The sequence below is a fragment of the Mesorhizobium sp. YM1C-6-2 genome (assembly GCF_003666685.1).
Lineage (GTDB): Bacteria > Pseudomonadota > Alphaproteobacteria > Rhizobiales > Rhizobiaceae > Mesorhizobium_K.
Genome location: NZ_RCIZ01000007.1, coordinates 112,349 through 130,542, shown reverse-complemented (window position 1 = coordinate 130,542; position 18,194 = coordinate 112,349). Strand labels below are relative to the sequence as shown.

The window sequence follows — 18,194 nt, the reverse complement described above, 5'->3', positions numbered from 1 at the left end:
ATTTCCGGCATTCGTTAAGCGGAGCTGATCCTTCGCGCTGCGCGAGGCAACAAGAAACACCGGTCGGTGTCTTCGGCCTTCCTCGCTGCCTCCCCCACCTATGTGGGCCAAAGTAGATGCGCATTACGAGCCCTCAACACTACGTTGCTGCCGGACACGAACTGGCTGTTGACCCGCTCGTCCTGGAGAACGCCAGTAAGGTCATCAGCCGAATCTGGTCGGTCAATCCGAACCTCTTTCCACTGCTGACACTTAATCACCTTAGCGTTGCCAGCGGCGTTGACTATGGCTTCTTGCGCAATGTCGTCGCTCGCAAGACCGGCAACTACCGCCAATTCCTGATGCGCAAGCGCGTGCCTGGCCGACGACGTGTCCGCGTGATCAGCATGCCCGTACCCAAGCTGATGCACTGTCAGCATTGGATTGTGGAAAACATCCTAAAGCATGCCAAGCCAAGCCCCGACAGCTACGCTTACCATCCAAATTCTAACCCTGTGTTCGCAGCCCGGCGTCATACAAACTCAGTCTGGTTGATCAAGGTGGATATCGAGGACTTTTTCGACAGTGTCCACGAACACGATGTCTACCGTGTGTTTCGGTCGCTGGGCTACGCGGGTATCCTGTCGTTAGAGTTGGCTCGAATTTGCACCATGGCCGCGAAATGGCGGCCAGACACGGACGAACGGTGGGCGCGCTACAAAGGCCACGGCGTCGCTTATTACCGCAATCAATGGATTGGCGTCCTTCCGCAGGGTGCGCCCACCAGCCCCATGCTATCCAACCTCGTTATGCGCGACGTGGACCAAAAACTAGCTCGGCTTGCTAGTTCTTCGTGCATGCGGTTTACGCGTTATGCCGATGACATTGTGTTCTCATGCAGCGACCGGCGGACAGCCGAGACAGTGCGATCAGTCCGCAGCCAGATCCTGACAATCCTCAACGAGGCCGGTTTCCGTCCCAACCGCCGGAAAACGGTGATCCGGGGGCCCGGCGATAGGAAACTGGTGCTCGGCCTTTTGGTTGATGGAAAGAAGCCGCGCCTGGCTAAGGAGTTCAATGACGAAATCCGCATGCACCTGCACTATCTCGGTCACCCCGATTTTGGACCTGCGCGCCACGCGACGGCGCGTAAGACGTCGATCGCCGCGATATACCACCATGTGCTCGGTCTCATTTTCTGGGCTCGCGCAGTCGACAAAACCTTTGGGTCGGAACTCTTAAGGCAGTTCAATAGCATCGCATGGCCGCCTGTGTCGGAGCGCCACTACTTTGCAACAATGGAACAGCAGGAAAACCACAGGTAGAATTCAATACTTTGAGTCGCCCAGCCTCCGTAGAGATTCCTATTCGTCGAAATTCTTCGCTAGCCGTTCAGGCCTACACGCATCGAACGGCAGCTATCCGGCTGCGCCACCCGATACCGGATCGTCCGGATACAGGCCCAACTTTCCCGAATAAATCCGTCCATCTGGAGGTTCTTGGGGCGCGCGCGCGTAGGACTGGACTGGGGTGGAAAGCAGAATGGTAGCTCCCGGGAGATCGCTGCAAAGCTGTCATTCGCCGAACCAGCGACATTGCAATGCGCCTTCATCGCTGCCGTTGATGGTCGTCCAGCAATGTCGTTAGAGGAGATATTGCTGACGTCCTAATGGTCGAAGACGTGGTCTAACTATCCGCTCTGGCCCCACCTACATTGGCGAACCGGGAGGGCGGCAAAACCGATAAAAAAGACGCTGCGAGGGGACGATGCAAGAGATACTGATAGATAGGAAGCAGGTGGTGCGGATACACCTCGATCAGCTAGAGCGCTGCACTAAACCCGACGCGCCACGCGCCGCCGAGGCGATCTACGCCAGCATGGCAATGCGCTTCTTAATTGACGACAATGCGCTGGGCTCCGTCGCTCATGAGCTTGGAATTGCCATCAACGTCGAGGTGCCTGCTTTCGAAGGTGTCCCATTGGACCAGACTATCCTTTTCGCCGCTGGCGGCTATCCGTATGCTGGCCGCTTGACTGACACCTATTATGCCTATCGTGACCCCGGCCTTCGGAGCCCTCATCGTCTGCAATATGAGGAAAACGTGAAGGCTTCCCCTAAGAATCCACCAATGATTAGTGTGAAACTGACGAGGTTCCTTGCCACGCCTTGCCTTGCGCTTGCTGGCGAGATCATCGATCGTGCTGAACTCATCCGCTACGTTGCGAACAAATGCGGTGGGGCCCATCACCATCGCTCACGGAGCAAATTCAACCACATCCAAACTCGGCTAACCGATGTGGGTCACGCTCTTTTGCTCCGGGGAGACGGATTATCCGTCGTCTTCATGGAGACTATAGGAACGGCCTGGTTCCTTTTACAGAGCCCTGGGGTCGTTGAACTGAGGCACGCTTTGGCCAATGGTCGCGGCTCAGGGGCATGAAGCCGCTTGCGCCTGCCAGAACAGAGGCGCGGTCGAGTGCCGAAAGGGCAGCTATGCCTGGGGCATGACCCGAAACCGGACAGTCAGCCATCGGCCCGTTCCGGTCCTTCGTGCACGTGATTCTGACGCCCGTTCCTCCCGTATTTGCGACTGGACTTCGCTCCAAAAGCAAGCATTGGTTCGTACGCGGCTGAGCGGGAATTGCCAGCAGCGGATTGTCGGCCCGCCTTGAGCGCGGGCTCGTCCTAGTACAGGGGCCGGATTGCCGGACCTGAACTGGAGACGAACAATGGCAAGCAAACTCAGCAAAACCGCAGTGCCGGGCATCGAAGTGACGGTGCAGGACAACGGCCACAAAAACGCCGGTTCTGCAAAGACCCTTGGCGCTAGTTCTTCGGCAAGATCAAAGCTGGAAGGGACCAGGCGGAATAAGTCCGCGAATGCCGCCCAGCACTCGAAGCCGGCAACAAAGTCCGACACTTCAAAGAACACCAAGGCAGAGCTGATCCTCAAGAAGCTGCGCACGGCGAAGGGCGTCAGCATCGACATGTTGATCGCCGAGACCGGCTGGCAGGCACATTCGGTTCGCGGCTTTCTGTCGGCGGTGGTGAAGAAGAAACTGGCGCTCGATCTGGTCAGCGAGAGCGGCAAGGACGGTGTACGCCGCTACCGTATCGTCAGCGATGCGAAGGCGTGACGGCATGGCGAACAGGATGCCGGTTGATCAGGAGGTCGCCGTGCTCGGCGACCTCTCTCGCGAAGAACTCGCCGAGAGGTGGACAAAGACTTATGGCCATGCGCCGCCGAAGGGCGCGCGGCGCGACTTTCTCCTGCGTGCTGCCGCCTGGCATCTTCAGGCAAACAGGCTCTGCGGCCTATCACCTGACACGCGCAGGATGCTTCGCGCAGCAACGGCTCAGGTAAAGAAGCAGTTCGCTGCGACGCGACCCGGCACAAGCGCTGCAGAGCCGGATGTCATTACATCCCCAGTGGCCACATCTCGCAGGCAGCTATCGCCCGGCACACGACTGGTCCGGGAGTGGAATGGCCGCAGTCATACCGTTGACGTGCTGGAGGAGGGATTTGCATTCGAAGGCAGGTTGCACAAGTCGCTGACGGCGATTGCGCGACAGATTACAGGCGCCCATTGGTCCGGCCCGAGGTTCTTCGGGCTATGAGCGCACATCAGAAGAAGCTGCGCTGCGCGGTCTACACCCGCAAGTCGACCGAAGAGGGTCTCGACCAGGAGTTCAACTCTCTGGATGCCCAGCGCGAGGCCTGTGTTGCGTTCATATCGTCACAGGGCGGGATGGGATGGCGTCCTGTTACCGACCACTATGACGACGGCGGCATCTCGGGCGGTACAATGGAGCGGCCGGCCCTAAAGCGCCTGCTGCAGGATATCCGCGACCGGAAGGTCGATGTGGTCGTCGTCTACAAGATCGACCGCCTGACCCGCTCGCTGATGGATTTTTCAAAAATCGTCGAGGTGTTCGACGCCAACGACGTGTCCTTCGTCTCGGTGACGCAGCAGTTCAATACGACGACCTCGATGGGGCGGCTGACGCTAAACGTGCTCCTGTCCTTCGCCCAGTTTGAGCGCGAGGTCACGGCGGAGCGGATACGCGACAAGATTGCTGCCTCTCGCAAGAAGGGCATCTGGATGGGCGGTACGGTGCCGCTCGGCTACCGGGCAGTCGACAAGAAGCTGGTGATCGACACTGAAGCTGCCAACAGGGTACGCGGGATCTTCAGTCGCTACCTGGAAGTGAAGTCGGCCCCCGTCCTGGTCGACGAACTGAATGGCGAGAGTGGCATAAACAGAGATTCGTTATCATCCCGGCGAGGCCGGCTGTCGTTCACGCGCGGCAAGCTCTATCACTTGCTCTCCAACGTCGTCTATATCGGCAAGGCCAGGCACAAGGACCGCATCTACAACGGCGAGCACGAGCCCATCATCGACGAAGAAAGGTTCGCCGCAGTGCAGGCTCTCCTGAAGGGCCAGGCCCCAAACCGCAGGAATGGCTCCAACGTCTGGAACCGGCATCTGCTCACTGGCCTCCTGTTTGACGAGACCGACGACCGGCTGAGCCCGGTGTTCACCGTCAAGGATGGCAAGCGCTACCGCTACTACATCTCCAACCGGCTAGAGACTACGACCCGAAACGATCCTTCCGGTTGGCGCTTGCCGGCCGACGAACTGGAGCGGACTGTCCTGCATCGACTGGACGCGATGCTTCGGGATGACGTCAGGCTGTCCGAATGGGCCGGCATGATGGTGCCCGCAATACCGGTGCATACCGCCATCGCTATGGCAGGGGCGTTCCGCGATGTACTCCAGACCTCATCCCCAGAGCAGGTATATTCGCTGAGGCGTCTCGTCCGCGCCATCCACGTGAAGCCCGGCGAAATCGTCTTCAATATCGATCCGCATGCGGTGATCGGCGAGGTATACAGCGCGGGCTCCGATCATGTCGAGCAACCCGAACGGGACCCAGTCACTATCTCAGTGCCGATGACGCTGAGACGCAGGGGTGCCGAGGCAAAGCTTGTTCTGGAAGGCCAATCGCCCAGCAGGAAACCCGATGATGGTCTCGTTGAAGCACTGGCCAAGGCTCATGTCATGCTTGGTATGCTGACCGACGACTCAGCCAGAACCATCGCCGAAGTGGCGAACGAAACGGGCATCCATGTTGCCGACGTCAGCCGCATTCTCCCGCTCGCCTTCCTGGCGCCTAAGATCACCGACGCAATTCTGCGGGGTCGCCAGCCGGTCGAACTCACAGCCCGCGCCTTGATGCGCGACGACCTGCCCCACCTCTGGAGCGATCAGCTTCAGCAGTTCGGCATTTAAAGCGCGCTTGACCAGTCCTAAAATGGCACGTCACAACCATCGCTGCCGAAATCTATTGGACACGCTCCCCCGCCCGTAGAGACGATCCGGCGAATAGGCCGATATCCCGGCGTCTCACCGCGTCTCTCTCTCAACAGTTCGCCGATATACGGTGCTAAGTCGCGGAAATGACGTCGTATTTCCCGTGCTAGGCGGGAGACTGAAAAATTGCCGGACTGAGTGGTGATCCCGACAGGAATCGAACCTGTGACCTACAGATTAGGAATCTGCCGCTCTATCCTACTGAGCTACGGGACCAGCCGCGGAGACACATAGCCGTTTCCGGCCGCTTCGCCAACCGGTCCCGTCGAACTTTCGGCGCCTGCCGCGGGGTCAGGCCGCCAGCGCCGTCTCGGCGAGCTTGACCCAGTAGCTGACGCCGTGCGGGATCGCCTCGTCGTTGAAGTCGTAGCCGGGGTGGTGCAGGTTCGCCGTGTCGCCGTTGCCGATGAAGATGAAGGCGCCCGGCCGCGCGTCCAGCATGTAGGAGAAGTCCTCGCCGCCCATCAGCGGGGCTATGGCGCGATGGATCGAAGCCTCGCCCGCCACCGTCGCGGCGACGTCTCCGGCGAACACGGCCTCGTCGGCGGCGTTGACGGTCACCGGATAGTTCGGATGGTACTGGAAGGCGACGGCCGTGCCGCTCGCCTTGGCGATGCCCTCGCAGATCGTCTGCATGCGCTCGCGCGTCAGCGCCGCCACCTCCTTCTTCAGCGTGCGCACCGTGCCGGCGAGCTCCACCTGTTCGGGAATGACGTTGTAGGCGTCGCCGCCGTGGAACTTGGTCACCGAGACGACGACCGCTTCGAGCGGGTCGATCGTCCTTGCCGCGATGGTCTGCAGCGCCAACACGATCTGGCTCGCCGCGACGATCGGATCGATCGACTGGTGCGGCATGGCCGCGTGGCCGCCGCGGCCGGTGACACGGATAGTGAACTCGGCGGTCGCCGCCATGATCGGGCCGGGCCGGATGGCGAACTGGCCGACGGGCAGGCCCGGCATGTTGTGCATGCCGAACACGCGGGAAATGGCGAAGCGCTCCATCAGGCCTTCCTTGACCATCTCGTGGCCGCCGCCGCCGCCTTCCTCGGCCGGCTGGAAGATGACCGCCACCGACCCTGCGAAATTGCGCGTCTCGGCGAGATATTTCGCCGCGCCGAGCAGCATCGCGGTATGGCCGTCATGGCCGCAGGCATGCATCTTGCCGGCAACGGTGGAGGCGTAGGGCTTGCCCGTCGTCTCCTTGATCGGCAAGGCGTCCATGTCGGCGCGCAGGCCGACCGTCGCTCCCGGGCCGAGCCGGCCCTTGATGATGCCGACGACGCCCGTCCGGGCGATGCCGGTGACGACCTCGTCGCAGCCGAACTCCTTCAGCCTCGCGGCGACGAAATCGGCGGTCTGGTGCAGATCGAAGCCAAGCTCCGGCGTGCGGTGGATGTGCTGCCGCCAGCCGGTGATCTCGTCCTGCATTTCGGCGGCTCGGTTCAGAATCGGCATTAATCTTCCCATTGTTTTGAAGGGGTGGACGGTTGCCCGCGTCAGGGCTTTTTGCCATCTTGGCGTCACATAGGCTAGATAGCACGAACGATGCGGGTTCCGATGCCGAGGGGCGGGCTCGCGCGTTTCATTCATTTTCCATGCCGCGCCCGCTGCCGGGCAGCGGGCAAGAGGCGGACTGATCGATGCGGCGCATGCTTTCTCTCGGTATGGCAACGTTGGGGCTCATGGCGTTGGCCACGGCCTCTTCCGTCGCCGGACCGTCACTTCTCTTCGATGCCAAGACGGGGCAGGTGATCGAAAGCCAGGACGCCTTCGCGCGCTGGTATCCGGCCTCGCTCACCAAGCTGATGACCACCTATGTCGCCTTCCGCGCCGTCGACGCCGGCGAGGTGACGCTGCAGTCGCCGGTCAGGGTTTCGCGCAACGCGACCAACGAGCCGCCGAGCAAGATGGGCTATCCCGTCGGCACCGTCCTCACGCTCGACGACGCGATCAAGATCATCATGGTGAAGTCGGCGAACGACATCGCCACCTCGATCGGCGAGAGCCTGGCGGGCTCCGAGGAAGCCTTCGCGACGCGCATGAACGCCGAATCGAAGCGCCTCGGCATGACCGGCTCGCACTGGGTCAACGCGCACGGCCTGCACAATGACGAGCAGTACACCACCGCGCACGATCTCGCGATTCTCGCCTCGGCGCTGCGCCGCGAATATCCGCAATATGCGAGCTATTTCTCGATCGAAGGCCTTTCCTTCGGCAAGCAGGTCATCCCCAGCCACAACAAGCTGATCGGCCAGTTCGACGGCGCCGACGGCATGAAGACCGGCTACACCTGCCCGGCGGGCTACAACCTCGTCGCCTCGGCGACGCGCGACGGCCGCACGCTGATGGCCGTCGTCATCGGCGCCACCTCGGTCAAGTCGCGCAACGAGGCGGCGGCAGGGCTGCTGGCGAAGGGCTTTTCGGAACCCACCGCGTCCGGCGTGACGCTCGCGGCGATGAAACCGTCGGGCGCCGGCATCAACCAGGCCACCAACATGCGCGAGGCGCTCTGCACCAAGGCCGGCAGCGAGGCGCTCCGCAAGAAGGAGCGCGAGGCCGCTGCCCAACGCAAGAAGGAGGGCAAGCCCGAGCCGGCCTCCTATCTCACCAAGCGCGACGAGCCGCGTGACCTTGTGCCGGTCAGCATCGGCACGGCGACCGGACCGGCGCCCGCGGCGATCGCGGCACTGCTTGCCCAGGATGCCGCCGAAAAGGCGGCCCAGGCCGCTGAAGCTGCGAAGAAAGCGGCGGCGATCGAGGCCGGCTTCGACCCAGAAATCCCGCTGCCGTCCTGGCGTCCGGACATGCCGACCCCGGACGGTGCTGCGCCGGCGGTGCTGGGCGATTCCGCCGCGCTGGACACGGAAACCGCGTCGCCGGACCCCGACATCGTCACGCTGGACCAATGAACCCGCACCCGATACCGGTCTCGGTGCTGACCGGTTTCCTGGGCGCCGGCAAGACGACGCTGCTCAACCGGCTGCTCAAGGATCCGGCGCTCGCCGACACGGCCGTCATCATCAACGAATTCGGCGATGTGGCGATCGATCATCTTCTGGTCGAGAGTTCGTCCGACGGGGTGATCCAGCTTGCCGACGGCTGCCTCTGCTGCACCGTGCGCGGCGATCTCGTCGACACGCTGGCCGATCTCGTCGACCGGCTGCAGACGGGCCGTATCGGCGCGCTGAAGCGGGTGATCATCGAAACCACGGGCCTTGCCGATCCGGCTCCCGTCCTGCAGTCGATCATGGCTCATCCCGTGCTGGTGCAGGCCTACCGGCTGGATGGCGTGATCGCGCTGGTCGACGCGGTGAACGGCGCGGCGGCGCTCGACAATCATGTCGAGGCGGTGAAACAGGTCGCGGTTGCCGACCGCATCGTGCTCGCCAAGACCGATATCGTGGCCGACCCGCAGGCGCTCGCCGCCCTGAAAGACCGTCTGAAGAGCCTGAATCCTTCGGCTCCGATCGTCGACGTCCAGGCGCCGGAGGCCGGCTATGCATCGCTTTTCGAATGCGGCCTCTACAATCCCCAGACAAAGACCGCCGACGTCCGCCGCTGGCTCGGCGAAGAAGCCGAACATGCACGGCACCATCACCACCACGATCATGCCCATGATCAGGAAGGCCATGACCATCACCGCCACGACCAGCGCATAAGGACGTTCACGCTGCTGCATGACCGGCCGGTCCCCTTCTCGACCATCGAGATGTTCCTCGACCTCCTGGGTTCGGCGCATGGCGACAAGCTGCTGCGCATGAAGGGCATCATCGAGCTTGCGGACGATCCGTCGCGGCCGTTGGTCATTCACGGCGTTCAGTCGCTGCTGCATCCCCCGGCGCGGCTGCCGTCCTGGCCGGACGATGTCAGGGGCACGCGGCTGGTGCTGATAACGCTCGACATGCCCGAAGACTATGTGCGCCGGATGTTCGCGGCCTTCACCAACACGCCTGATATCGATACCCCCGACCGCGCGGCACTCGAGCGCAATCCGCTCGCCATATCCGGAATGCGCTGAACACTGGTCTTGGCAAAAGAAAAGCCGGCCTTGCGGCCGGCTGGAGTCAGAAGACGACGAGCCAATGGGGGGGTCGGGGACAGCCCGTCGTCCACCAACAACTCGCCCACCGGATAAAGGTTCCGCCGGCCTCATAATTTTTTTTGTGGCGGACCGGGTTTTTTTAGTCGAACGGCGCCTGGTGGGGTCTTTTGCCTACCGGAGGTTGAGCGCATAAAAAGACTTCCCGCCGCAATTGCGGCGGGGACGTGGATCAACTGCCGAAGATATTGGCGATCCGCTTGCGTGCATTGCCGAAAAGCCCGGACTTCTCGGCAGGAGGCGCTGCCGCCACGGGCGCCGCTTCCGAAGCGATCGTGCCGGTGGCGACGACAGGCTGCGCGGCAGCCGCTTCGGCCGCCTCGGCCTGGCGCTTCTTTTCCTCGGCCTGGGCCAGGGCCAATGCCTGCTTGTCGGCCTCGGCCTTCGCCTTCTTGGCGGCGGCCTCGTCCAGCGCAGCCTGACGCTTGCCTTCCGGCGAGTCGATGCGGCCCATGCGGGCGGTCTGCGTCACACTGCCGTCGGCATTGAGCGACGGCGGCTCGATCGGGATACGCTCGCCGCGGGCCCGCTTCTTCGTCCATTCAGAGACGAGATTGGCTTCGTTCAGTCCGGCGATCGATGGCTTGGGCGGCAGCTTGCCGCCCTTCTTGGCAGCGACCGCGAAGGCCGCGTCGTAGCTCTTCTGGTAGGACTGGTAGGCGGTCACCAGCGTGTCGGGCTGCGCCGAAGGCGGGCAGGCGCCGGTCGGGCTGAAGGCCGCGGTTCCCTCGGGAATGCGGTTGAAGACGTAGCGCTTCTCGCAGACATCGACCTTCGGCGGCACCTTGGTGAGCTCGAACTGGTCGTAGCCTTCCTTCAGCATCGTCCAGAACTGGAAGTTCGGGTCGTTGCGGTACCGGGCCATGTTGGCCGCCGTCATGCGGAAGGGGAAGGCCTGTATCTGGAATTCGGTCTGGCCGCCGCGGAAGGCGTCGCGGCCGAAGGCGTAGATTTCCTCGATCTGCTCGTCGGTCACCGCATAGCAGCCGGAGGACGAGCAGGCGCCGTGCACCATCAGGTGCTGGCCGGTGCGGCCGTTCGCGCGGTCATAGGCGTTGGGATAGCCCATGTTGAAGGCAAGATGGTAGCTCGACCTCGGGTTCATCTGGGCCGGGCGGACGGTGTAGAAGCCCTCCGGCGCCTGGCGGTCGCCCTCGATGAATTTCGGCCCAAGCTTGCCCGACCATTTGCAGATGTCGTAGCTCGCGATGATGTCGTAGCGGCCGTTGGTCTTCTGCTTCCAGATCTCGAGCTTGCCCTCTTCCTTGAAGATGCGCGCCATGACCGGCGAACTGCGGGACATGCCCTTCGTCTTCATCGCTGCGAGGACTTTGGGAGAAAGCTGCTTCTCCGCCTTGGCGCCGCCGCCGGCGGTCAGCGCATCGACGTCGGAGCCCGTGCAGCCTGCGATCGCGAGGGCGGCTGTCAACAATCCGGCGCGGAGCAAGTTGGCGATCATTCTGTCTGCGTCGTCCCCGGCTGCCGGCGCTTTCCATCCTCGCGCCGGCCAAATTGGCAAATCGGCGGGCAGCTTAGGCCGGTTAACCTTGAAAATTGATTACCACAAGCGTTAACGGCTGTCCCGATCCCCGACGTAATCCACAGTCAGGCTTCGGCATTTTTGTGGCGAAATGCAGTCCAAACGTCACAATTTGGGCAGTCGAGACGGTTTCTCGCTAGAGCGAGCGGCCCATGGCGAGGTACTTCTCGCGCCGGTGTTCGCGAAAATCGGCGTTCGACTGGGCGAATTCGCCGAGCGTGCGGGCAATCAGGTCGCCGGTCGCCTTGACCACCGTATCGGGCGCGCGCTGGGCGCCGCCGATCGGTTCGGGGATGATGCCGTCGATGATCTTGAGATCGAGCAGGTCCTGGGCCGTGATCTTCATGTTGGTCGCGGCTTCCTTGGAACGCGTGGTGTCGCGCCACAGGATCGACGCCGCGCCCTCGGGCGAGATCACCGAATAGACCGAGTGCTCCAGCATGTAGACGCGGTTCGCCGTCGCGATGGCGATCGCGCCGCCTGAGCCGCCTTCGCCGATGACCACCGACATGGTCGGTACGCTGAGCGCCAGGCAGGCCGAGGTCGAGCGGGCGATGGCCTCGGCCTGGCCGCGTTCTTCCGCGCCGATGCCGGGATAGGCGCCGGCGGTGTCGACCAGCGAGATCATGGGCACCTTGAAACGGTCCGCCAGTTCCATGATGCGCACCGCCTTGCGGTAGCCTTCCGGCCGCACGGAGCCGAAATTGTGTTTTAGCCGGCTCTTGGTGTCGGAACCCTTTTCCTGGCCGATCACCGCCACCGGTTCGCCGCGGAAGCGCGCGAAGCCGCCGACGATCGCCGCGTCCTCGCCGAACTTGCGGTCGCCGGCGAGCGGCGTGAAGTCGGTGAACAGCGATTTGACGTAATCCAGGCAATGCGGCCGGTCGGCATGGCGCGCCACCTGGACCTTCTGCCACGGCGTCAGCGCCCGGTAGATTTCGCGCAGGGCTTCCTGCACGCGCTTTTCCAGCCTGGCGATCTCGTCGCCGACATCGACGGCTTCTCCGCTCTCGGAAAGCTTCTTCAGCTCGAGGATTTTTCCTTCGAGGTCCTGAACCGGCTTTTCGAAATCGAGATAATTGTACATGCGTGATTGAACCGATGCGCCGGAAGAGGATGTGCAGAAACCGCCGAAATCGGGTTTCCGGGCCGTGAAATCAAGCTTCACATAACGTCACGGCGTCTAGTCGGCAAGCGGGTGATGCTCGTTGACCAGCCGCACCAGCCGCTCTTCCAGCACATGCGTGTAGATCTGGGTCGTCGAAATGTCGGCATGACCGAGCAGTTGCTGGACCGCCCTGAGATCGGCGCCGTTCTGCAGCAGATGGCTGGCGAAGGCGTGGCGCAGCACGTGCGGCGAGACTTTCGCCGCCGCTATGCCGGCGCGGGCGGCAAGCGCCTTGAGGTCGCGGGCGAAGACCTGCCTCGGCAAATGGCCGCTCTCGGAGGGTGACGGGAAAAGGTAGGGGCTCTCCTTCAGGCGCGGGTCGGCATTGCGCTCGGTAAGCCAGCCGCGCATCGCTTCCCGCGCCTTGGACGACAGCGGCACCATGCGCTCCTTGTTTCCCTTGCCGCGCACGACGAAGAAGCGTTCGTCGCGCAGCGCCACCGTCACCGGCAGGCTGACCAGTTCGGAAACGCGCAAGCCGGTGGCGTAGAGGACCTCGACCAGCGCGTGCATGCGCTTCGCCCCCACCGCATCGCCGGCTTCGGACGCTTCCAGCGCGGCGCGGTCGAGCAGGCGGCCGGTCTCGGCCTCCGCCATGCTTTTCGGCAGCGAGCGGTCCCTGCGCGGGCTGTCCAGCGTGCCGGTCGGGTCGTCGGGCCGCAGGTTCTCGGCGTAGAGGAACTTGAAGAACTGCCTCAGCGTCGACAGCTTCCGGGCCTGCGAGGAGGCCGCGAAGCCTTGCGCCGCGATGCCGCCGATATAGGCGCGGATGTCGGCGCTCGTTGCGTCGGCGAGGCCGCCCTTGATGGTGGCGGAGGCGTCATCGAGGTCGCGGCGATAGCTCGCCAGCGTGTTGTCGGCGGCGCCGCGCTCGACGCTCATCATTTCGAGGAAGGCCTCGATGCGCGCCGCGCTGTTCATCTGTTCTGCGGATTGATTCTCTCGGACGGTATGCGTTCGCTCATCTCGCCCTTGTTGGGCTCGACGAGGATGACCAGCGCCAGCATTGCGCCGTAGCCGAGTGCTGCCAGAATGCAGAGAGTGATTACAAACCTGAATAGCGTCGGCATCGAATCCGATTCGCCCGCACCTGATTTTCGTCCCGCGCCCTTATGGGACGCGAATTCGACCAAGACAAGGGCGCTGGCCCAATCGTTTGCTTGACGCAAACTGCCTTTTCATGTCGAAACGCAGCCATGACGGCGACCTCTACCCTGGCTGCGGAGAACACGGCTGACCTGCTTGCCAGGCTGGGCCCGCGCTCCGTCGTCTTCGTCGGCCTGATGGGCGCCGGTAAGACCGCCATCGGGCGCAAGGTCGCGGCGACGCTCGGCCTGCCGTTCACCGACAGCGACCACGAGATCGAAAGCGTTTCGCGCATGACCATCCCCGACCTCTTCGACCGTTACGGCGAGGCGGAGTTCCGTTCGCTGGAGCAGCGCGTCATCGCCAGGGTGCTGGAGAGCGGCCCGCAGGTGCTTTCCACCGGCGGCGGCGCCTTCATGAACGAGCAGACCAGGGAGGCCATCGCGGCCGGCGGTCTGTCGGTCTGGCTGAAGGCCGACGTCGACACGCTGCTCGACCGGGTCTCCAAGAAGCAGAACCGGCCGCTGCTCAGGAACGCCGATCCGCGCGCCGTGCTCGAAAGGCTGATGGCCGAGCGCTATCCGGTCTATGCGCTCGCCGATGTGACCGTGGCGACGCGCGACGAGCGCAAGGAAGTTATCGCCGGCGAGGTGATCGAGGCGCTCGGCCGGCATCTGGCGGGCCATGCGCCGGCCGAGAGGAGCTTCGGCGGGGCGACATCATGAGCATTGAGACAGTCGCGGTCCGGCTCGGCAACCGGACCTACGACATATTGATCGGCGCCGGCCTCGTCGCGCGTGCCGGCGAGGAGATAGCCAGGCGCCTGCCCGGCATCAGGGTGGCGATCGTCACCGACACCAACGTCGCCGCGCCGCATCTCGCCCCCCTCGTCGCCAGTCTTGACGGGGAGGGTGTCGCTTCCACGGTGATAACGCTGCCGCCTGGCGAGAAGACGAAGAGCTTCGACGCCCTGCAGCAGGTGGTGGACGGCATCCTCGCCGCCCGCCTCGAGCGCGGCGACGCCGTCATCGCGCTCGGCGGCGGCGTCATCGGCGATCTCGCCGGCTTCGCCTCGGGCATCGTCAGGCGCGGCATGCGTTTCGTGCAGATGCCGACCTCGCTGCTCGCCCAGGTCGATTCCTCGGTCGGCGGCAAGACCGGCATCAACAGCAGCCACGGCAAGAACCTCGTCGGCGTCTTCCACCAGCCGCAGCTCGTGCTCGCCGACACTGCGGTGCTCGACACCTTGCCCGAGCGGGAATTCCGCGCCGGCTACGCCGAGGTGGCCAAATACGGGCTGATCGACCGTCCCGACTTCTTCGCCTGGCTGGAGACGAACTGGCGGGAGATCTTCGCCGGCGGTCCGGCCCGGACACGGGCGATCGCCGAATCCTGCCGCGCCAAGGCCGACGTCGTCGCCCGCGACGAATACGAGACCGGCGACCGCGCGCTGCTCAATCTCGGCCACACCTTCGGCCATGCGCTGGAGGCGGCGACCGGCTACGACAGCGGGCGTCTCGTCCATGGCGAGGGCGTCGCCGTCGGCATGGCGTTGGCGCACCGCTTCTCGTCGCGCCTCAATCTCTGCAGCATGGACGACGCGCTGCGCGTCGAGGCGCATCTGAAGGCCGTCGGCCTGCCCTGGCGGATGTCCGACATCCCGGGCGGCCTGCCGGATGCCGAGCGGCTGCTTGCCTATATCGCGCAGGACAAGAAGGTCACGCGCGGCGCGCTCACCTTCATCCTCACCCACGGCGTCGGCCAGGCCTTCATCGCCAGGGACGTGCCGTCCTCGGAGGTGCTGGCCTTCCTGAAAGAGAACCTGCCGGAATGAACGCGGCCGGCTGGATCGTCGCCGGCATGCTCGCCGGCATCCTGCTCCTGGCCGGGCTCGCCTTTCTCCTCCGCGCCCGGCTGCTCGCCGCTTTCGGCTACGTCATCGTGCGCAGGCGTCCCCAGCGCGGCCAGCGCGAGGAAAAGCTGCGCGCGTCAGCGGCCGAACCCGGCGGCAACGTCGCGGCCGGGCAGGGCGGCAGCCGTCTTGCCACCATCGCCGACCTTCAGGAACTCGAAGTGTCGGATGTCATGGTCCACCGCACCAACATGCGCTCCTTCAACGCGGACAGCCGTCCGGAGGCGCTGGTGCGCGAGATCCTGCAAAGCCCGCACACCCGCATGCCGCTGTGGAAAGGAACGACCGAGAACATCGTCGGCGTGCTGCACGCCAAGGATCTGCTTCGCGCGCTCAACGAGGCCGAGAACGACTTCTCACGGATCGACGTGATGAAGATCGCCACCAAGCCGTGGTTCGTGCCCGACACCACGACCTTGCACGATCAGCTCAACGCCTTTCTCAGGCGCAAGGCGCATTTCGCGCTGGTCGTCGACGAATATGGCGAGGTCGAGGGGCTGGTCACGCTTGAGGACATCATCGAGGAGATCGTCGGCGACATCGCCGACGAGCACGACATCGACGTTCAGGGCGTGAAGCAGGAAGCCGACGGCTCGGTGGTGGTGGACGGCACCGTTCCCATCCGCGACCTCAACCGGGCGCTCGACTGGGCGCTGCCGGACGACGAGGCGACGACGATCGCCGGGCTGGTCATCCACGAGACGCAGTCGATCCCCGAGGAGCGCCAGGCCTTTACCTTCCATGGCAAGCGTTTCCTCGTCATGAAGCGCGACAAGAACCGCATTGCCAGGCTCAGGATCAGGCCGGTGACCTGAAGGCCGGTGGCCTGATTTCTACCACCTGGTCTTTTCCCCCGGCGCGGACGGCTCGATCGCCAGCGCGTGGAGGCCGGCTTTCAGCTCGTCGGCGAGGGCGGTGTTTACCGCGCGGTGGCGCTCGACGCGGCTCATGCCGCTGAATGCAGGCGACACCAGCCGCACGCGGAAATGCGTTTCGCCCTTGCCGTCGAACTCGACGTGATGGCCCGATTCGACATGATGGTGGCCGGCGTGAAGGTGGCTCTCGTTGATCACCGCCAGCCGTTCGGGCGAGAAGGCCCTTTTCAGCTTGTTTTCGATGCTTGACTGTATCGACATAAGCGTCTCCTCTGCCCATATATGGCTGGTGCATCGGACCGGAAAGTGGAATCCGGTTTTTCGGATTGTCCGATGCTCGATCGAAGTGCCGGATCGCCATAAAAGTGCCACGGGCGCTTCCGACTTGGTGATTTGCCTCCGGTAGGGGCCGTTTCCCGCAAATGTCAATTCTTGTATCGCACTATCGATGCGCCCATAACGCTTGCAGATGAAGCCGTATCCGAAATATTTCGAGAAAATCCGCATCCGCCCCGACAAGGATGCGGAGCTGAAGTCGCGCGCGCCGATCTGCCAGTGGGACGGCTGCAAGGAGGCCGGCACGCATCGCGCGCCGGTCGGCCGCATGAAGGAAGGCGAATATTTTAAGTTCTGCCTCGACCACGTGCGTGAGTACAACAAGGGCTTCAACTATTTTTCGGGTGTGCCGGATTCGGAGATCGCGCGCTTCCAGAAGGAGGCGCTGACCGGCCATCGCCCCACCTGGACGATGGGCGCGAACGGCAGCTCGCGCTCGTCGCCTGACATGGCCCAGATGCGATCGGGCCGCGCCGGCTACTACAATCGCATGCGCGACCCCTACAACCTGTTCAACGGTCCGAAGGACCCGCGCCAGCCGCGTGAGCGCAAGGCCAAGCCGCTTGAGGCCAAGGCGCTGGAAACGCTTGGCCTTGATGCAAGGGCGACTGGCGAGGACATCAAGGCGCGCTATAAGGAACTGGTGAAGCGCCACCATCCCGATGCGAATGGCGGCGACAGGGGTTCTGAAGATCGTTTCCGCGATGTGCTGCAGGCCTATCGTGTGCTCAAACAAGCTGGTTTGTGCTGAGCGCAGGGTCTGCTAAAGACGCCCCGGAACAAAATAGGATTTGCCGGCGCAATGACGCGCCGCGCGTGAGGACGTCATGAACAAGGTCGACCGCGATATCGCCAACCTCCCCGACACGACGGTGTCGGTAAAGGAAAAATTCGGCTTCGAGTCCAAGATGGTGGTGCCGGCATATTCCGCCGCCACCGAGCATGTGCCGGACTTCGATCCGGACTACCTGTTCGACCAGCAGACGACGCTCGCCATCCTCGCCGGCTTCGCCTTCAACCGCCGCGTCATGGTTTCCGGCTATCACGGCACCGGCAAGTCGACCCATATCGAGCAGGTCGCCGCGCGTCTCAACTGGCCCTGCGTGCGCGTCAACCTCGACAGCCATGTCAGCCGTATCGATCTCGTCGGCAAGGACGCCATCGTGGTGAAGGACGGCATGCAGGTCACGGAATTCCGCGACGGTATCCTGCCCTGGGCCTACCAGCACAATGTCGCGCTCTGCTTCGACGAGTACGACGCCGGCCGCCCGGACGTGATGTTCGTCATCCAGCGCGTCCTGGAATCGTCCGGCCGCCTGACGCTTCTCGACCAGAGCCGCGTCATTCGGCCGCATCCGGCCTTCCGTCTCTTCGCCACCGCCAACACGGTGGGCCTCGGCGACACGACCGGCCTCTATCACGGCACGCAGCAGATCAACCAGGCGCAGATGGATCGCTGGTCGATCGTCACCACGCTGAACTACCTGCCGCACGACAACGAGGTGGGCATCGTTCTCGCCAAGGCCAAGCACTACCGCGACGCCAAGGGCAAGGAGATCGTCGGCAAGATGGTGCGGGTCGCCGACATGACGCGTCAGGCCTTCATCAACGGCGATCTTTCGACGGTGATGAGCCCGCGCACGGTCATCACCTGGGCCGAAAATGCCGAAATCTTCGGCGACATCGGGCTCGCCTTCCGGCTGACCTTCCTCAACAAGTGCGACGAACTCGAACGCCCGATCGTGGCCGAGTTCTACCAGCGCGCCTTCGGCCAGGAACTGCCTGAATCAGCCGCGAACGTCGTCCTGGGATAGGCTTGCGC

General features: G+C 63.5%; 18 protein-coding genes and 1 tRNA gene. 12 read left to right on the top strand and 7 right to left on the bottom strand.

The annotated features are described in order from the left end of the window. Positions 1-116: 116 nt before the first annotated feature. The 5 genes from D8676_RS18320 (at position 117) to D8676_RS18300 (ending at position 5,275) form a co-directional block, all read left to right on the top strand. Positions 117-1,304, top strand: coding sequence for a reverse transcriptase family protein (locus tag D8676_RS18320; RefSeq protein WP_121582543.1), 1,188 nt, complete (start codon positions 117-119; stop codon positions 1,302-1,304). 442 nt (positions 1,305-1,746) lie between these two features. Then, positions 1,747-2,421 carry a hypothetical protein gene (locus D8676_RS18315; protein ID WP_121582542.1) on the top strand — a complete coding sequence of 225 codons (675 nt, stop codon included), beginning with the start codon at positions 1,747-1,749 and terminating at the stop codon, positions 2,419-2,421. 289 nt (positions 2,422-2,710) lie between these two features. Continuing rightward, positions 2,711-3,118 carry a DUF3489 domain-containing protein gene (locus D8676_RS18310; RefSeq protein ID WP_121582541.1) on the top strand — a complete coding sequence of 136 codons (408 nt, stop codon included), beginning with the start codon at positions 2,711-2,713 and terminating at the stop codon, positions 3,116-3,118. Between the two features lie 4 nt (positions 3,119-3,122). Beyond that, entirely contained in the window at positions 3,123-3,599 is a 477-nt protein-coding gene (locus tag D8676_RS18305; protein ID WP_183097145.1) for a DUF2924 domain-containing protein, read from the top strand. Beyond that, the gene (locus D8676_RS18300) at positions 3,596-5,275 is read left to right on the top strand and encodes a recombinase family protein (RefSeq protein ID WP_121582539.1); all 1,680 of its coding nucleotides are present in this window, start codon (positions 3,596-3,598) and stop codon (positions 5,273-5,275) included. The genes D8676_RS18305 and D8676_RS18300 overlap by 4 nt, the downstream gene beginning before the upstream one ends. 220 nt (positions 5,276-5,495) lie before the next feature. On the opposite strand, the gene D8676_RS18295 is transcribed toward D8676_RS18300, so the two are convergent. Next, a tRNA-Arg gene (locus tag D8676_RS18295) sits at positions 5,496-5,572 on the bottom strand. 75 nt (positions 5,573-5,647) lie between these two features. After that, positions 5,648-6,811: a M20 aminoacylase family protein gene (locus D8676_RS18290; protein WP_121582538.1), complete on the bottom strand. Its 1,164-nt coding sequence runs from the start codon at positions 6,809-6,811 to the stop codon at positions 5,648-5,650. Positions 6,812-7,038: 227 nt separating this feature from the next. Here D8676_RS18290 and D8676_RS18285 point away from each other — a divergent pair, with 227 nt between their 5' ends. Both D8676_RS18285 and D8676_RS18280 read left to right on the top strand, forming a co-directional pair. Then, a complete protein-coding gene (locus D8676_RS18285) occupies positions 7,039-8,265 on the top strand; it encodes a D-alanyl-D-alanine carboxypeptidase family protein (protein ID WP_245426882.1) in 1,227 nt (408 codons plus the stop codon). Continuing rightward, positions 8,262-9,374: a GTP-binding protein gene (locus tag D8676_RS18280; RefSeq protein ID WP_121582536.1), complete on the top strand. Its 1,113-nt coding sequence runs from the start codon at positions 8,262-8,264 to the stop codon at positions 9,372-9,374. The genes D8676_RS18285 and D8676_RS18280 overlap by 4 nt, the downstream gene beginning before the upstream one ends. Before the next feature lie 253 nt (positions 9,375-9,627). Here D8676_RS18280 and D8676_RS18275 read toward each other — a convergent pair whose 3' ends face one another. From D8676_RS18275 to D8676_RS18260, 4 genes are all read right to left on the bottom strand, one after another. Beyond that, positions 9,628-10,914: a murein L,D-transpeptidase family protein gene (locus D8676_RS18275; protein WP_121582535.1), complete on the bottom strand. Its 1,287-nt coding sequence runs from the start codon at positions 10,912-10,914 to the stop codon at positions 9,628-9,630. Positions 10,915-11,131: 217 nt separating this feature from the next. After that, positions 11,132-12,082: an acetyl-CoA carboxylase carboxyltransferase subunit alpha gene (locus D8676_RS18270; RefSeq protein ID WP_121582534.1), complete on the bottom strand. Its 951-nt coding sequence runs from the start codon at positions 12,080-12,082 to the stop codon at positions 11,132-11,134. Between the two features lie 96 nt (positions 12,083-12,178). Next, positions 12,179-13,084, bottom strand: a complete 906-nt coding sequence (locus tag D8676_RS18265) for a site-specific tyrosine recombinase XerD (RefSeq protein ID WP_121582533.1) — start codon at positions 13,082-13,084, stop codon at positions 12,179-12,181. Then, positions 13,081-13,233, bottom strand: coding sequence for a histidine kinase (locus tag D8676_RS18260; RefSeq protein ID WP_121582532.1), 153 nt, complete (start codon positions 13,231-13,233; stop codon positions 13,081-13,083). Before D8676_RS18260 ends, D8676_RS18265 begins: the two co-directional genes overlap by 4 nt. Before the next feature lie 126 nt (positions 13,234-13,359). On the opposite strand from D8676_RS18260, the gene D8676_RS18255 reads away from it, so the two are divergent. Genes D8676_RS18255 through D8676_RS18245 form a run of 3 tightly spaced genes read left to right on the top strand, consistent with a single transcriptional unit; the run spans position 13,360 to position 15,976 of the window. Beyond that, positions 13,360-13,974 (top strand): shikimate kinase, encoded by a 615-nt coding sequence (locus D8676_RS18255; protein ID WP_121582531.1) that lies wholly within the window; start codon positions 13,360-13,362, stop codon positions 13,972-13,974. Beyond that, on the top strand, positions 13,971-15,083 hold the full coding sequence (aroB, locus tag D8676_RS18250) for a 3-dehydroquinate synthase (RefSeq protein ID WP_121582530.1): 1,113 nt from the start codon (positions 13,971-13,973) through the stop codon (positions 15,081-15,083). Before D8676_RS18255 ends, aroB begins: the two co-directional genes overlap by 4 nt. Beyond that, positions 15,080-15,976: a transporter associated domain-containing protein gene (locus tag D8676_RS18245; RefSeq protein ID WP_121582529.1), complete on the top strand. Its 897-nt coding sequence runs from the start codon at positions 15,080-15,082 to the stop codon at positions 15,974-15,976. The genes aroB and D8676_RS18245 overlap by 4 nt, the downstream gene beginning before the upstream one ends. An 18-nt stretch (positions 15,977-15,994) precedes the next feature. Here the strand turns inward: D8676_RS18245 and D8676_RS18240 are convergent, their stop codons facing one another. Further along, entirely contained in the window at positions 15,995-16,297 is a 303-nt protein-coding gene (locus D8676_RS18240; RefSeq protein ID WP_121582528.1) for a BolA family protein, read from the bottom strand. Between the two features lie 208 nt (positions 16,298-16,505). Between D8676_RS18240 and D8676_RS18235 the strand changes: the two genes are divergently transcribed. Together D8676_RS18235 and cobS are read left to right on the top strand one after the other, a co-directional pair. Next, positions 16,506-17,123, top strand: a complete 618-nt coding sequence (locus D8676_RS18235; RefSeq protein WP_121582527.1) for a DnaJ domain-containing protein — start codon at positions 16,506-16,508, stop codon at positions 17,121-17,123. Between the two features lie 76 nt (positions 17,124-17,199). Then, positions 17,200-18,186, top strand: coding sequence for a cobaltochelatase subunit CobS (gene cobS, locus D8676_RS18230; protein WP_121582526.1), 987 nt, complete (start codon positions 17,200-17,202; stop codon positions 18,184-18,186). The last annotated feature ends 8 nt before the right edge of the window (positions 18,187-18,194 follow it).